This window comes from Streptomyces sp. NPDC048389, from assembly GCF_040706335.1.
In the GTDB taxonomy this organism is placed as follows: domain Bacteria; phylum Actinomycetota; class Actinomycetes; order Streptomycetales; family Streptomycetaceae; genus Streptomyces.
This window is the reverse complement of the sequence record NZ_JBEZKP010000018.1, coordinates 70,613-84,334: the sequence shown is the minus strand read 5'-3', so window position 1 is coordinate 84,334 and position 13,722 is coordinate 70,613. Positions and strand designations below refer to the sequence as shown.

At 72.2% G+C, this 13,722-nt stretch carries 14 protein-coding genes and 1 pseudogene; 9 read left to right on the top strand and 6 right to left on the bottom strand.

Going from position 1 to position 13,722, the window contains the following annotated elements:
- Nucleotides 1-152 precede the first annotated feature (152 nt).
- Nucleotides 153-944, top strand: coding sequence for an HAD-IA family hydrolase (locus AB0903_RS15665; RefSeq protein WP_366702977.1), 792 nt, complete (start codon nucleotides 153-155; stop codon nucleotides 942-944).
- Nucleotides 945-946: 2 nt separating this feature from the next.
- A complete protein-coding gene (locus AB0903_RS15660) occupies nucleotides 947-3,364 on the top strand; it encodes a glycosyl hydrolase family 65 protein (RefSeq protein ID WP_366702975.1) in 2,418 nt (805 codons plus the stop codon).
- An 82-nt stretch (nucleotides 3,365-3,446) separates the two neighbouring features.
- Here the strand turns inward: AB0903_RS15660 and AB0903_RS15655 are convergent, their stop codons facing one another.
- Nucleotides 3,447-4,112 carry a CBS domain-containing protein gene (locus AB0903_RS15655; protein ID WP_366702973.1) on the bottom strand — a complete coding sequence of 222 codons (666 nt, stop codon included), beginning with the start codon at nucleotides 4,110-4,112 and terminating at the stop codon, nucleotides 3,447-3,449.
- A gap of 207 nt (nucleotides 4,113-4,319) precedes the next feature.
- On the opposite strand from AB0903_RS15655, the pseudogene AB0903_RS15650 reads away from it, so the two are divergent.
- Together AB0903_RS15650 and AB0903_RS15645 are read left to right on the top strand one after the other, a co-directional pair.
- A pseudogene (locus tag AB0903_RS15650) lies at nucleotides 4,320-4,481 on the top strand (transcriptional regulator); the annotation flags it as partial.
- 172 nt (nucleotides 4,482-4,653) lie between these two features.
- Entirely contained in the window at nucleotides 4,654-5,364 is a 711-nt protein-coding gene (locus AB0903_RS15645) for a pyridoxamine 5'-phosphate oxidase family protein (RefSeq protein WP_366702971.1), read from the top strand.
- 76 nt (nucleotides 5,365-5,440) lie between these two features.
- On the opposite strand, the gene AB0903_RS15640 is transcribed toward AB0903_RS15645, so the two are convergent.
- Nucleotides 5,441-5,923: an ATP-binding protein gene (locus AB0903_RS15640; protein ID WP_366702969.1), complete on the bottom strand. Its 483-nt coding sequence runs from the start codon at nucleotides 5,921-5,923 to the stop codon at nucleotides 5,441-5,443.
- A gap of 220 nt (nucleotides 5,924-6,143) precedes the next feature.
- Here AB0903_RS15640 and AB0903_RS15635 point away from each other — a divergent pair, with 220 nt between their 5' ends.
- Together AB0903_RS15635 and AB0903_RS15630 are read left to right on the top strand one after the other, a co-directional pair.
- The gene (locus AB0903_RS15635) at nucleotides 6,144-6,377 is read left to right on the top strand and encodes a DUF397 domain-containing protein (protein WP_366702967.1); all 234 of its coding nucleotides are present in this window, start codon (nucleotides 6,144-6,146) and stop codon (nucleotides 6,375-6,377) included.
- A 90-nt stretch (nucleotides 6,378-6,467) separates the two neighbouring features.
- The gene (locus tag AB0903_RS15630; protein WP_366702965.1) at nucleotides 6,468-7,367 is read left to right on the top strand and encodes a helix-turn-helix transcriptional regulator; all 900 of its coding nucleotides are present in this window, start codon (nucleotides 6,468-6,470) and stop codon (nucleotides 7,365-7,367) included.
- A 141-nt stretch (nucleotides 7,368-7,508) separates the two neighbouring features.
- Here the strand turns inward: AB0903_RS15630 and AB0903_RS15625 are convergent, their stop codons facing one another.
- Both AB0903_RS15625 and AB0903_RS15620 read right to left on the bottom strand, forming a co-directional pair.
- Nucleotides 7,509-8,318 (bottom strand): SAM-dependent methyltransferase, encoded by an 810-nt coding sequence (locus AB0903_RS15625; protein WP_366702963.1) that lies wholly within the window; start codon nucleotides 8,316-8,318, stop codon nucleotides 7,509-7,511.
- Nucleotides 8,319-8,489: 171 nt separating this feature from the next.
- Nucleotides 8,490-9,395: a LysR family transcriptional regulator gene (locus tag AB0903_RS15620; RefSeq protein WP_366702961.1), complete on the bottom strand. Its 906-nt coding sequence runs from the start codon at nucleotides 9,393-9,395 to the stop codon at nucleotides 8,490-8,492.
- A 168-nt stretch (nucleotides 9,396-9,563) separates the two neighbouring features.
- Here AB0903_RS15620 and AB0903_RS15615 point away from each other — a divergent pair, with 168 nt between their 5' ends.
- Nucleotides 9,564-10,268 carry a type 1 glutamine amidotransferase domain-containing protein gene (locus AB0903_RS15615; RefSeq protein ID WP_366702959.1) on the top strand — a complete coding sequence of 235 codons (705 nt, stop codon included), beginning with the start codon at nucleotides 9,564-9,566 and terminating at the stop codon, nucleotides 10,266-10,268.
- Between the two features lie 36 nt (nucleotides 10,269-10,304).
- Here the strand turns inward: AB0903_RS15615 and AB0903_RS15610 are convergent, their stop codons facing one another.
- Nucleotides 10,305-10,697, bottom strand: a complete 393-nt coding sequence (locus AB0903_RS15610) for a VOC family protein (RefSeq protein WP_366702957.1) — start codon at nucleotides 10,695-10,697, stop codon at nucleotides 10,305-10,307.
- A 266-nt stretch (nucleotides 10,698-10,963) separates the two neighbouring features.
- On the opposite strand from AB0903_RS15610, the gene AB0903_RS15605 reads away from it, so the two are divergent.
- Together AB0903_RS15605 and AB0903_RS15600 are read left to right on the top strand one after the other, a co-directional pair.
- The gene (locus AB0903_RS15605; protein ID WP_366702955.1) at nucleotides 10,964-11,782 is read left to right on the top strand and encodes a VOC family protein; all 819 of its coding nucleotides are present in this window, start codon (nucleotides 10,964-10,966) and stop codon (nucleotides 11,780-11,782) included.
- A 31-nt stretch (nucleotides 11,783-11,813) separates the two neighbouring features.
- On the top strand, nucleotides 11,814-12,494 hold the full coding sequence (locus AB0903_RS15600; RefSeq protein WP_366702954.1) for an HAD family hydrolase: 681 nt from the start codon (nucleotides 11,814-11,816) through the stop codon (nucleotides 12,492-12,494).
- A 140-nt stretch (nucleotides 12,495-12,634) separates the two neighbouring features.
- On the opposite strand, the gene AB0903_RS15595 is transcribed toward AB0903_RS15600, so the two are convergent.
- Nucleotides 12,635-13,672 (bottom strand): NAD-dependent epimerase/dehydratase family protein, encoded by a 1,038-nt coding sequence (locus AB0903_RS15595; RefSeq protein ID WP_366702952.1) that lies wholly within the window; start codon nucleotides 13,670-13,672, stop codon nucleotides 12,635-12,637.
- Nucleotides 13,673-13,722 lie beyond the last annotated feature (50 nt).

The following is a 13,722-nucleotide window of genomic DNA, read 5'->3' as shown; positions in this document are numbered from 1 at the left end:
GCCGGGCGCCACCGCCGCGGTGCCGTGCCGGTCGCACGCAGGGCCCGGCCGGCGAGCACCGCCGGCCGGGACCACCGCCGACGAGGGAGGACCGACATGACCGCGAGCGCGCCCGCACCGCCGCACCGCGGCGTCGACCCCGCCACGCGCCGGTGAGCCCGCCCGGCTGGCGCGGTGTGCAAGCCGTCGTACTCGACACCGACGGCGTCATCACCGACTCCGCCCGGGTCCACGCCGCCGCGTGGAAAACGGCCTTCGACGCCTGTCTTCGCGCCAACCCGCCGGACGACCCCGCCGCCCGCCGCCCGTTCGACATCCAGGACGACTACCTCCGGCATGTCGACGGCCGGTCCCGCCTGGACGGCGCCGCCGCGTTCCTCGCCTCACGCGGTCTGCGGCTGCCGCAGGGCAGCCCGGACGACGCGCCGGGCACGGACACCGTCGCCGCCGTCGCGGCGTACAAGGAAAAGCTGTTCACCGCGCGGCTGCGCGAGCACGGGATCAAGCCCTACCCGGGGACCGTTCGGCTGCTGAAGCTGCTGCGGGCCCGTTCCGTCCCGCTGGCGGCCGTGTCCGCGTCCCGCCACGCGCGCGAACTGCTCACCGGCGCCGGGGTCCTGCCCTGGCTGGACGCACTGGTCGACGGCGCGGAGGCGGCCCGGCTGCGGCTCCCCGGCAAGCCGGAGCCCGCGCTGTTCCTGGAGGCCACCCGTCGGCTCGGGGTCGCCGCGGGCCGTGCCGCGGTCGTCGAGGACGCCCTGGCGGGTGTCGAGGCGGGCAGACGCGGCGGCTTCGCCCTGGTGATCGGCGTCGACCGCACGGCGGGCCCGGGGTCGGGGGCCGCCCTGCTCGAGCACGGCGCCGACCTCGTCGTACGGGACCTCGCCGAACTGCTGCCTGACGGCCCCGACGCCCCACCCGCCGTACGCGACACCGAGGACTGAGGATGCACGAGTGGATCTGGACGTACGAGGGCTACGACCCCGCCCGTGAACGGCTGCGCGAGGCGCTCTGCACGCTCGGCAACGGCTACTTCGCCACCCGCGGGGCCGCCCCCGAGTGCGCCGCCGACGACACGCACTACCCGGGCACGTACGCGGCGGGCTGCTACGACCGCCTCACGTCGACCGTCGCGGGCCGCCAGGTCGAGAACGAGGACATGGTCAACCTCCCCAACTGGCTCCCGCTGCGCTTCCGGATGCACACCGGCGTCGGCGACGCACCCTGGTTCACCCCGGACGGTACCGCCCTGACCGAACACCGCCAGAGCCTCGACCTGCGCGCCGGCACCCTGGAGCGCACGATGCGCTACGTGGCCGACGACGGCCGCGCCCTCCACGTCCGCCAGCTCCGCCTGGTCCACATGGCGGATCCCCATCTCGCCGTGCTCCGCACCCAGTTCACGGCGGAGGGCTGGTCGGGGGACCTCGATGTGGAGACCGCGCTCGACGGCTCCGTCACCAACAGCGGTGTGGCCCGCTACCGGGACCTCAACGGCAGCCACCTGGTCCACGTCAACGCCGGAGACGGCGAGTCCGACACGATGTGGCTGCGCTGCCGCACCACGACCTCCGACATCCGGATCGGCATGGCCGCCCGAACGGTCGCCGACGACCCGGCCGGGGAGGAACACGCCCGCACCGCCCACGAACCCCTGCGCGCCGTACAGATCCTGCGGCTCGCGCTGCCCGCCGGCACGACCCGTACCGTCGACAAGACCGTGGCCCTGCACACCTCGCGGGATGCCGCCATCAGCGACCCGCTGCACGCGGCCGTCGACCGGGTCGGCCGGGCACCCGGCTTCGAGGCGCTGCTGGAGAGCCACCGCACGGCGTGGCGTCAACTGTGGCGCAGGGGCGAGCTGGACGTGCCGGGTGAGGCGGGGAGCATCCTGCGGCTGCACCTGTTCCATGTCCTGCAGACCCTGTCGCCGCACACCGCCGACCTCGACGTGGGTGTGCCGGCCAGGGGGCTGCACGGCGAGGCGTACCGCGGCCACATCTTCTGGGACGAGCTCTTCGTCCTGCCGTATCTGAACCTGCACTTCCCCGAGGTGTCCCGCGCGCTGCTGATGTACCGCTACCGCCGGCTGGAAAGGGCGCGCGCCCTGGCCCGCGACGCCGGGCACAGCGGCGCCATGTATCCGTGGCAGAGCGGCAGCGACGGCCGTGAGGAGACACAGGTCCTGCACCTCAACCCGCGGTCGGGCCGCTGGCTGCCGGACCACTCGCGGCTCCAGCACCACGTCGGCTCAGCGATCGCCTACAACGTGTGGCAGTACTGCGAGGCGACCGGCGACGCGGAGTTCCTGCACACCAAAGGCGCGGAGATGCTGACGCAGATCGCCCGCTTCTGGGCGGGCTTCGCCTCGTTCGACGAGGAGTTCGGGCGCTACCGCATCCGGGGCGTGGTCGGCCCCGACGAGTACCACGAGGCATATCCGGACTCCGGGCTGCCGGGCCTCGACGACAACGCGTACACCAACGTCACCGCGGCCTGGGTGCTGGCGCGGGCTCTGGAGGTGGTGCGCGAACTGCCCGAACCGCGGCGCCGCGAGCTCTCCGAGCGCACCGGGCTGGACCGGAGCGAGCTCGCCCGCTGGGAGGACGTCTCACGCCGGCTGTACGTGCCCTTCCACGCCGGCGTCATCAGCCAGTTCCACGGCTACGAGGACCTGGAGGAGCTCGACTGGGACGGCTTGCGCGCCCGGCACGGCGACATCCGCCGCCTCGACCGCGTGCTGGAGGCGGAGGACGACACCGTCAACCGCTACCAGGCTTCGAAACAGGCCGACGTGCTGATGCTCGGCTATCTCTTCTCGCCGACCGAACTGAGTGGCCTCTTCAGGCGGTTGGGCTACGCCTTCGATGACGAGATGTGGCACCGGACCGTGGACTACTACCTGAGACGCACCAGCCACGGCTCGACCCTGAGCGGCCTCGTCCACGGCTGGGTGCTGGCGCGGGTACGGCGCGAGGACGCGTGGACATACGTCCGTGAAGCCCTGGAGAGCGACATCGCCGACCTCCAGGGCGGCACCACGGAGGAGGGGGTGCACCTCGGCGCGATGGCCGGCACCCTGGACCTGGTCCAGCGGGGCCTGACCGGGATGGAGACCCGGAGCGGGGCACTCTGGTTCGACCCGGTGCACTCACCGCACCTGGCCGAGTACGGCTTCTCGATCCGCTACCACGGCCACTGGGGCGTACGGGTGCGGATGCGGCCCGGAGAACTCCACATCGGCGTGCCCGCGTCCGAGGAGGCGCCCATCGAGGTGCGCCTCGGTGACCGGACGGTGTCGGTGGAGCCCGGCGGTTCGCGGCTGCTGATGCTGCCCGACCACGGGCATCAGCCGCTGCCCTGACGAGGCGCGGTCGCGGCCCCTGAGGCGGGCCGGCCCCGAGACGGGCCGGCCCGCGGCTCGGAGCCTCAGGCGGCTCGGAGCCTCAGGCGGCCGAGCCGGCCGCGTGCGTTCCGCCCGGGGTGTCGTCCACGGTGCCGCCCGCGCCGCCGTGACCGGTGTCGTCGTGCTCGAAGGACAGCCGGTCCACCACCGCCACGGTGCCGTCCACGCTCTCGCAGAGCCGCACGACCACCGGCACGAGGCTGCGGCGGGGCAGCGTCCCGCTGAGCGTGACCCTGCCGTCCGACACCTCGACGGTGACGGCGGCCGGGGAGACGCCGAGCGTGCCGGCAAGCACGTCCTCGACGATCTCCTCCTGGATGGCCCGGTCCCGCCGCAGGAACAGCTGCAGCAGGTCGCTGCGGCTGATCACGCCGATGAGGACGCCGAAGCGGTCGACGACCGGCAGCCGCTTGACGCGCTGCTCCTCCATGACCCTTGCCGCCCGGACGGCGCTCCACTCGGGTCCCGCCACCACGGCGGGGCTCGTCATCAGCTCGCAGGCCGTCTCACCACCGTCACCGGAGGTGTGCCTGCGCAGCAGGTCGGCCTCCGACACGACACCGATCGGGTGCTGCCGGTCGTCGACGACGGGCACGGCCGTGATGCCGTACTCGTCGAGCAGCCGGGCGATCTCCTTGAAGGTGGTGCCGCGCTGGACGGCGACGGCCTGCGGAGTCATGAGGTCGGCCACGCTGCGGTGTCTCATCGGCCATCGGGTCCCTTCACGGCACGGCTCTGCGGGTTGGTCTGCTGCTGCGCAAGTCTGGCGCGCCCCGGCACGGGCCGCCGCACCGCGTTGTCGGCCCGGGCGCGGCCGGAGCCTCGGATCACCCGGACGGCGTGGCGGGAGTGGCGTCGAGGGCGCGGGGCCGGTGCCGGTTCGTGCGGGAGCTTCGCGAGCACCCGGGCAGGAGTGGTGGCCCAGCTCGCTGCGGCGCCGCGCGCCCTGGTCAGGGCCGGATGCGCCGCCATCGCCACAGGTCTGCAGCACAGCCACACCGATCCGGGCTCGGCCGGGAGCGAGGACCGTGAGGAGATGCGGGCCCGGCTCGAGAGGCTGTTCCCGTCCCTGGCGTGGCGCTGCCGGGTGCGGCGCGCCCCGTTGCGCGGCGCATTCGGATCCAGGTGGGGGCCCGGACCGGGAGACGGCCGTCGTGCGGTCCCGGACGCCGCTGGCTACCGTGAACGTGCGCGGCGAGACCGCGCCTCGCCGCAGCCGGCGGACCGACACGGGAAAGGTGCCCGCCATGTCCGAACAACCCCAGACCGGACACGGTTTCCTCGGTTCCGGGCACCCCAAGGGCGATATCGGCCGACGGGTGGCCGCCCGCCGGCAGCAGCTCGGGCTCTCCCGTGAGGACGTAGCGCTGCGCGCCGGTTCCGCACCCGGATACATCGAGTACCTCGAGGAGAAGACCGCCACGCCCGGCATGGGTTTCCTGCTGCGGCTGGCGGACGCCCTGGAGACGACCGTCACCGCCCTGACCGGCGGCGGCGCGGAGCTGGCGCCCGGTATCGGCGTGGCCGGCGAGCGCGCGGAACTGGCGGAGCTCGGCACGGACCAGTGCTGGGCCCTGCTGGGTACGCACGGCGTGGGCCGGGTCGCCGTCGTCACCGCCCAGGGCCCCGCCATCCTTCCGGTCAACTACCTGGTCTCCGAGGATCGCATCGCCTTCCGCACGTCACCGGACGCCGTGCCCGCCGAGGCGGCCGGCACGGAGACCGCTTTCGAGGTGGACCACATCGACGACGCCTTCAGCCAGGGCTGGAGCGTGCTGGCGGTCGGCGGCGCCCGCGCGGTCACCGACGAGGAAGCCGTCGCCAGGCTGGAGGGCCAGGCGTACAGCGCGCCGTGGGCGGGCGGAGACCGGAATCTGTGGATCGTGCTGACTCCCGAGCGGCTGACGGGACGCCGGATCCTCGTACGCGGAGCACCGGGGCAGGACCTGCCGCACTGAGTGCCTCGCAAGGCGTCCCGTCCGGGGCACGGAGCGACGTGGTGCCGCTGGTCGGCGGCCGGTCGCGGACCGCCGGTCAGGCGGGGCGGTGCTGTGGCGGGAGGGGGACCCCGGCCCACACGGTCTTGCCCCGAGAAGGTGACGGGCGCCAGGACCACGTGTCGCTCAACGCGCTGACCAGGAGCAGCCCGCGCCCGCCCGTCGTGTCGGAGCCGGGTTCGGTCAGGCACGGCGGGGCCGGACTGGGGTCGGTGACGGCGCAGACGAGGCGGCGGGTGTAGCGCAGGAGGGTGAGCCGGACCGGCTGCTCGGCCGTGCCCGGCGCGGCGGGCCCTACGGCGTGCCGCACGGCGTTGCCCACCAGTTCGCTGACGATCAGTTCGACATCGTCCGTGAGTGACCGCAACGCCCACTCGCGCAGCGTGTCTGCGGCGAACCGCCGTGCCCGCGCCGCACTTCGGGGATCGCCGTCCAGCATGCACACGGAGAGGCCGCGGCGGGGTCCTGCGCCTCGCCGGTCCGGCTGACCGGGGACGAGCGCGGCGGGCGGAGATTTCACGCCAGACCGGCACGGCCGTTCCCGCCCCCTGTGTGCGGCATCGCTGCTCGAGGGGGGCGGCAGGTGCGTCGTCACTGGTCATGTCTCCCTGCGGGCAGTGCCGTTCGACAGCAGAGGCAGGGCGAGTATTGTCGAGCGCAACCGATGATGCAATTGCATCTGGGATTGCAGTGGCGAAATCACTGTGAACGCGTGTGCGAGCTATGAGGAGTTGAGCAGAGTGGAGTTCGTCAACGGAATGCAGGCCAGTGCTCTGGAGCCGGTCGCCTGGATCAAGAGCAGCCACAGCAACGCCACCGGCAACTGCGTGGAGATGGCGACGCTTCCGGGCGACCGGATCGCGATCCGCAACTCCCGGGACCCGCAGGGTCCGGCACTCGTCTGCACGCGCGACGAGTTCGCGGAGTTCGTGGCCGGTGTCCGCGCGGGGGGCTTCGACTCGGTAATCGGCTGAATCTCACCGTCGTACCGACGACTCTCCCATGGCTTCGGCGGGGGAGTGCTGGATACTGTCGTGGTCCCTATCCCTCCGCAGGAGCACCCGATGGTTGCAGCCGAACCGAGTCCGTCGTTGTTCCGGCCGCTCGGGGCGGTCGAGAACAACCCGACCGCCCTGAGGCTCATCCTCGGCGGCAAACTGCGCGAACTGCGGGTGAGCGCCGGACTCGACCCGGCGGACGTCGACACTCGGCTGGGCTTCTCCCGGTCCAAGACCAGCCGGATCGAGCTCGGCCGCCACGGCTGCAAGCCGGCCGACGCCATGGCCCTGCTGGACCTCTACGGTGTCCAGGCTCCCGAACAGATCGCCGAATTCATGCGGCTGGTCTCCCAGTCCCGGCAGTCGGACTGGTGGCGCTCGTTCGGCGACGTCCTCTCCGACTTCTTCGAGCCGCTGGTGGCTCTCGAGGGCGCGGCGGCGACCATCCGCACCTACGAACCGTTCTACGTGCCGGGCCTGCTGCAGACACCGGCGTACACCGATGCGGTCGTCCGGTCCGGTCCCGGGCAGCTCCTGATGCACGACGTGCAGCGCAGGGTCGAACTCCGCCAGGAGCGACAGCGACAGCTGGACCAGCCGGACGCCCCGCGTCTGTGGGCCGTGATCGACGAGTCCGTCCTGATGCGCTCCGTCGGCGGGACTCAGGTGATGCGTGAACAACTGCTGCATCTCGTCGCGATGATGCAGCGTCCCCGGGTGACACTGCAGGTGGCACCGCTGGAGGTGACGGCCTCCGTGGGCGTGGGCACGGGCGTGACCTATCTGCGCTTCGCCCTGGGCGACCTGAAGGACGTCGTCTACATCGAGCACCTGACGGGCAGCACCTTCAGCCAGAAGCCGCAGGCCGTCGAGCAGTACCGCGACATGCTGGACCGGCTCGGCGCGTGCGCCCTCACGCCGAAGCAGTCGGTGGAACTGATCGAGCAGCGCCTCAAGACCCTCTGACCCCCTGAAGACCCCCTGAACCGCCAGGCCGCCCCGGATCAGCGCCGGCTCGTCACCCACTGCGACGGCCGAGGCCGGTGGGGCGCCCCGCGGGCATCCCACCGGCCTCGGCCGTCGTTACGCGCGACGCGTCGCCCGCCCTTACGGCAGGCGCGCGACACCACCCCACTCGATCCACTCGTCGGTCTGCTGCACCGGGGCCAGATCGGTGTCGGGACGCCAGGTGGAGACCTCCACCAGCCCCGGCTCCAGGATCTCCAGGCCGTCCAGGTACGCCGCGACCTCGTGCTCCTCGCGCACCCGGCCCCAGTGGTTGTCGGTGGCCTGCGCCATGAAGTCGGTGACGAACGTGCGGATCTCGGGCCGGTCGCTCACCAGCTGGCACACGACCAGGAAGCTTCCGGGCGCCAGCCGGGCCGCGACCCGCCGTACCAGTGCTGCCGGGTCGTCCTCGTCCGGGATGCAGTGCATCACCGACACGAACAAGGCCGCGACGGGCTTGCTGAAGTCGATCAGCCGGCGGGTCTCCTCGTGGTCGAAGATGCCGTCGGTGTCGCGCATGTCGGCCTGGATGACCGTGGTGCGGTCGTTCTCATCGAGCAGGGCCCGCCCGTGCGCGAGCACGATCGGATCGTTGTCGACGTAGACGACCCTCGACTCGGGATCGACCTCCTGCGCGACCTGATGGACGTTGTCCTGCGTCGGCAGACCGGATCCGTGGTCGATGAACTGGCGGATTCCGTACTCGGCCGCCAGCGTCCGTACGACACGCCGCAGGAACCTGCGGTTGTTGACGGCGAGCGTCTTGGTGCTGGGAACCTGCTTCAGCAACTCCTCGCAAGCGTCGCGGTCCGACTGGTAGTTGTCGTCGCCCCCCAGGAAGTAGTCGTACATGCGCGCCACGCTGGGCACCTTGGTGTCGATGGCGTCGGGGCGCCACGAGCTCTGCATCCAGGTCCTCACCCGTGTCGATGGAGATCCGGTCGTATGGGATTCACATGCTAGGGAGCACCCGGAGGGCGGTACAGGTGAACGTCGGGCGGGACCGGGCCCGCGCGTCGGCTTTCGGCCACGGCGCGGCCGTACCGAGTGCCCCCTTTTCCCACCATGGGTCACGGCTACTCACAGCGCGCCCCAGGAGTGGGCGCGGCTGCGCAGGTGGTCGTGGACGAGGGCCAGCGGCGGATGGGTGAGTGCACCCCTCCGGGTGGCCAGGTAGAGCGTGTTGAGCGGCGGGGCGGCGGGCTCGTGGAGCAGTTCCACGGAGCCCGCGGAGAGCGCCGGCTCGGCGAGGTAGCGGGGGAGCGCACTCACCCCCGCGCCCGCGACGACCGCGGCCAGAACGCCACGCAGATCCGGGACGATCACGGCGATGCGGTTCGGCGGCCGGCGGTTGAACTCACTGAGCCAGTAGCGGCGCACGATCGGCAGATCCTCCGCGTAACCCACCAGCGGGAGATGCGCCAGAGCGTCCACCGGGTCGCCGGCCAGCCGTGCGCTGTCGATACTGCGGGCCAGGGACGGCGGGCCGACCAGGACGAACTCCTCGTCGACGAGCGGTGTGGCCGCGATGTCCTGCTGCGTCGGCCTGACGGAGGACACCACCAGGTCCACCCGACCGGCCGCCAACGCCGCCAGCAGGTCCCCGGCGAGGCCCGACGTGACATGGATCCGCATCCCCCGGGTGGTCAGCGGTGCGAGCGTGGGCAGCACGCGCATGGCCATCAGCTCGCCGGGCCCCGCGATCCGTACGGTCCCGACGTGGGCAGCACCCGCCGCCGTCGGCTCCAGCGCCGCGCGCAGCTCGTCGAGACGCGTGCCGATGCGCGCGGCGAGGTCGGCCGCGTGCGCGGTGGGCGTGACGCCCTTGCGGGAGCGGACGAACAACTGCTCACCGAGCTGCTCCTCCAGCCTGGCCAGCTGACCGGTCACCGCCGGCTGGGTGAGGCCCAGCCGCTCGGCCGCCGCGGACAGCGACCCGCAACGGTAGATCTCCACGAAGGTAGACAGCAGATCCAGACCCGGCACGCAACACCCGCTCCATAAGAAGGCTTATGGCGCTCATGATGCCCCGGGACGGTGCCGGGGCAAAGCTGGTGTTGTCCCCTCGACGCCGCGATGGCCGGCCGATCGCCGGCCATCGCGGCGTCGAGCACAGTCGAGCACGGTCCCGAGTGAAAGAAGTAAGGACTCTCCATGTCGAAGATCCTCATGGTCGTTTCCGGCGCCGACAGCCTGAAGCTGTCCGACGGCACCGGCCACCCCACCGGCTACTGGGCCGAGGAGCTGGCCGCGTCGCACGAGGTACTCCGGGCCGCGGGCCACGAAGTGGACATCGCGACCCCGGGCGGCGTCCGGCCGACCGTGGACGCCATCAGCCTCGACGAGCGCGGCGGCGTCGAGGAGGCGGACGCCGAGCGGTTCCGCGCCTACCTGGAGGCGATCGACGCCGAACTGGCACGCCCCACCGACCTCTCCGGTGTGTCGGTGGCCGACTACGACGCCGTGTACATCCCGGGCGGGCACGCGCCGATGGCCGACCTCGCCGTCAGCACGGACCTCGGCCGGCTGCTGAACGACGCCGACGGCAGCGGGAAAATCGTCGCGGCGCTCTGCCACGGCCCCGCGGCGCTGCTCAGCGCGGTGCGGGAGGACGGCTCCTTCGCCTTCGCGGGTCGTGAGCTGACGGTGTTCAGCAACGAGGAGGAGCAGCAGGGCGGTCTGGGTGACAAGTCCCCCTACCTGGTCGAGTCGCGGCTGCGTGAGCTCGGGGCGGTGGTCCTGCCGGGTGACGCGTGGTCGAGCAGGGTGGTCGTGGACGGCAACCTGATCACCGGACAGAATCCGCAGTCGAGCGCCGACACCGCTCAGCGGGTGGTGGAGGCGCTGGCAGGCCGCTGACGCTCCGGGCCGCCGACGGCCCGCCGTCCGGACACGCTACCCGGCGGGGGCCGGGGACACCGCCAGGGAGAAGGAGTGACCCGACGGGTCGGAATAGAGCCGTTCCTCGTGGTGCCCGCGTCGGTTGTTGGTGTCCAACGGCATGGCCCCGAGGCCGACCACCTCCCGCTCCGCCGCGTCCAGGTCGCCCCGGCCGACCAGGATGCGCAGATGGGACTGCTGCGAGTTCTCCGGCCGCGGCCAGCTGGGCGGCGCGTAGCCGTGGTCGCGGCGCATCGCGAGATGCACGCCGCCGTGACCGATTATCTCGATGAAGTCGGGATCGCTGCCGACGCGTATCTCCGCGTCGAACAGGGCCGCGTAGAACTCCGCCAGTTGCATCGGCTCGGCGGCGTCGAGGACAAGGACACTGGTCTTCTCAACGGTCATGCGCTGCGGCTACCCACTGCCACGCCCGGCATACGGAGCGCTTGGGGGCGGGCCGGGCGTGCGGCCGCCGGTGCGTTGCGTACGCCGCCGGTGTGTTACGCACGCCGCCGCCGGGGCACCCGCGGCACAGGGAAACAGACCTCGGAGCGCACACAAACGGCTTCGCCTCGACACGCACAGTGACCGCCGCGTTCGCCGGTCGGCTTCCGAAGGAGGAACATGGGACCGGCCACCGCACGATTCGTCCCCGACCGCCGGACATGGTGATGAACGAGAACTCGACCCCGACAGCGACCCGCGCGGCCGCGTCCGCCGCGGTGTTCGGCGCCCCCTGCTGGGTCAGCCTCATGGCCCGCGACCTGCAGGCGGCCCAGGACTTCTACGGGGCGGTGCTCGGCTGGAAGTTCCGCAGAGGGCGGCTGGGCGACCAGTTCAGGGTCGCCGTCGTCGACGGCATGCCGGTCGCCGGGATCGGGGCGCTGTCCCCGGCCCTGACGGTGGCCATCGCCTGGACGCCCTACTTCGCCGTCGAGGACGCCGACCGGACCGCCGCACGTATCCGGGAACGCAGCGGCACCGTCGCGGTCGGGCCGCTCGCCCTGTCGCTGGGGCGCGGTGTGCTGGCGGCCGACCGGGACGGCGCCGTCTTCGGGCTGTGGGAGGGCGAACTCATGCGGGACTGGCCGGCCTGGCGCGACAAGGCGCCCGCGTGGATCCGGCTGCTGGCCAAGGACGCCTTCGAGTCGGCGATCTTCTACGGAGAGGTGTTCGACTGGGCCTCCGGGCGCGAGGGCTGCTGCGATGTCAGCTACCTGGAGGACGCGGTCGTACTGCACCGGGAAGGACGGGTTCTCGCCCGGCTCACCTCGGGCGCGGACGGCACGGCGGCCAGCCCGCTGCTCCATCCGCGCTGGCATGTGCACTTCGCGGTGAACGACCTCGAGGAGACGGTGCGTGCCGCCGGCCGCCACGGCGGCAGCGTCCTCGGCGAGCGGTCCACCCCGCACGGCGCAGAGGCAACCCTGCGCGATCCCGACGGCGCCATCTTCACCGTGACCGCCACGGACGACGCCGTCCCCGAGTAGCCGCCGGAATCCACCGGAAGGACCTGCAGACATGGCACGCGCCGCTGTGTTCGACGTCGACGGGACCCTGGTCGACACCAACCACCTCCACGTCGTGGCCTGGTGGGAGGCGTTCCGCCAGGCGGGCCACCATGTGGCGATGCACGACATCCACCGCTCCGTCGGGCTGCCCGGCCAGGACCTGATCGAGCACCTGCTCGGCGATGACCGGGACACCGGCCAGGACGACACCGTCAAGGCCGCGCACAAAACCCTCTACGCGACGTACTTCGACCGACTGCCGGCGTTCGACCGGGCGGGGGAACTGCTGCGCGCGCTCGCCGGTGACGGCTGGCAGGTGGTGCTCGCCAGCTCGGCGGGCGGATCCGAGCTCGCCGCGCTCCGGCGGGCCATCGACGCGGACGACGCCATCACCGCGACCTCGAGCGCCGACGACGTGGACGAGGGGAAGCCGGCGCCGGACCCGGTCGAGCAGGCGCTGGCACTGGCCGGGGTCGCGGCGTCGGACGCCGTGTTCGTCGGCGACACCGTGTGGGACATGCGGGCTGCCTCCCGGGCCGGAGTGCGGGCCGTGGGGCTGCTCTGCGGTGGCATCCCGCGTACCGCTCTGGAGGCCGCGGGAGCGGTGGCGGTCTTCGATCACCCGGCGGACCTGCTCGCCCAGATCGACGGCAGTCCTTTCGCCGCCGCGTCACGCGAAGGCGCCCGGTGACTCAAGGCGACTCAAGGCGCCGACTTGATCTTGATGCAGGACGTCGGGCAAGGCGCCGGGGCTTGATGCAGGACGTCGCGGCTTGATGCAGGACGCCGGCTCAGTGCGCCCGCGCTCCGGGGCCCGCGCTCCGGTCGGTCTCAGTGCGCCCGTGCCCCGGCCAGTGGGGCCGTCTGCTCGCCGGAGCCCTTGCGGACCCCGCGCAGAAACTCCTGGATCGCCTCCGTCGAGCTGTGCCGGGGCTCCCACTCCAGCTCCTCCACGGCCCGTGCGGTGCTCATCACCGGCATCCGCAGCAGGGCGTCGAACAGATGCGGCGAGGCCGGGACGGCACGCAGGTTCCAGGCGGCCGACAGCGCGGCGTGCACCGCCCGTTGCGGCACCCGGATCACCTTGGCGTCCAGCAGCTCGGCCAGTACCGTCGCGTCGATCACCGGCTCCGCGGCCAGGTTGAACGCCCCGCGCGCGTCGAGCAGGACCGCCATGACGTACGCCCGGGCGGTGTCGTCGGTGTGCAGCACCTGGAAGCGCAGTCCCTCCAGGTCGGGCACGAACGGGAGCAGGGCCGGGTTGAGCAGCGGGCCGGGCAGGAACCGGCCTGCGAAGATCCGGCGCTGCTCGCTCGCCGACGTCTCCTTGAACATGAAGGCGGGGCGGATACGCGCCACCCGTATCTCGGGGTGCCGCAGTTCATAGGTGTCGAGCACCCGCTCCACGTACGCCTTCTCCCGGCAGTACGCCGCGTCCGGCCAGCCGTTCGTCGGCCACGACTCGTCGACGCCCGCACCCGTCTTGGGGCCCGGCGAGTAGGCGCCGACCGAGGAGGCGTGCACCAGGACCGGCACCCGGGCCTCGGCGACCGCCTCGAAGAGCCGCATCGACCCCAGGACGTTCGTCTGCCAGGTGGTGACGGGGGAGTGCGTCGGCTGGAACTGCCAGGCGAGGTGGATCACGGCGTCAGCGCCGTCCAGCTGCCGGACGAGCGTCTCGCCGGCGTCCTCTCGCGACAGGTCCACGGATGCCCAGGCCGTGCGCGAGATGGCCAGATCGGGGACCCGGCGTGCCAGTCCGAGGACCGACGCGATCCGCGAGTCGGCGGCGAGTGCCCCGACGACGCTGGTACCGACGTTTCCGGTGGCTCCCGTGACCACCACTCGCAGTCCTGTCTTCGCGCTCATCAGCGACTCCGTGGGTTCTGAGGATGGGTCGGCCGCATTCCGGGTCCCCG

Excerpts from the sequence above, each read along its gene's own strand:
- AB0903_RS15660 (WP_366702975.1), top strand. The coding sequence starts at position 947 with ATGCACGAGTGGATCTGGACGTACGAGGGCTACGACCCCGCCCGTGAA.
- AB0903_RS15655 (WP_366702973.1), bottom strand. The coding sequence starts at position 4,112 with ATGAGACACCGCAGCGTGGCCGACCTCATGACTCCGCAGGCCGTCGCC.
- AB0903_RS15645 (WP_366702971.1), top strand. The coding sequence starts at position 4,654 with ATGTCCGAACAACCCCAGACCGGACACGGTTTCCTCGGTTCCGGGCAC.
- AB0903_RS15630 (WP_366702965.1), top strand. The coding sequence starts at position 6,468 with ATGGTTGCAGCCGAACCGAGTCCGTCGTTGTTCCGGCCGCTCGGGGCG.
- AB0903_RS15625 (WP_366702963.1), bottom strand. The coding sequence starts at position 8,318 with ATGCAGAGCTCGTGGCGCCCCGACGCCATCGACACCAAGGTGCCCAGC.
- AB0903_RS15615 (WP_366702959.1), top strand. The coding sequence starts at position 9,564 with ATGTCGAAGATCCTCATGGTCGTTTCCGGCGCCGACAGCCTGAAGCTG.
- AB0903_RS15610 (WP_366702957.1), bottom strand. The coding sequence starts at position 10,697 with ATGACCGTTGAGAAGACCAGTGTCCTTGTCCTCGACGCCGCCGAGCCG.
- AB0903_RS15605 (WP_366702955.1), top strand. The coding sequence starts at position 10,964 with ATGAACGAGAACTCGACCCCGACAGCGACCCGCGCGGCCGCGTCCGCC.
- AB0903_RS15600 (WP_366702954.1), top strand. The coding sequence starts at position 11,814 with ATGGCACGCGCCGCTGTGTTCGACGTCGACGGGACCCTGGTCGACACC.
- AB0903_RS15595 (WP_366702952.1), bottom strand. The coding sequence starts at position 13,672 with ATGAGCGCGAAGACAGGACTGCGAGTGGTGGTCACGGGAGCCACCGGA.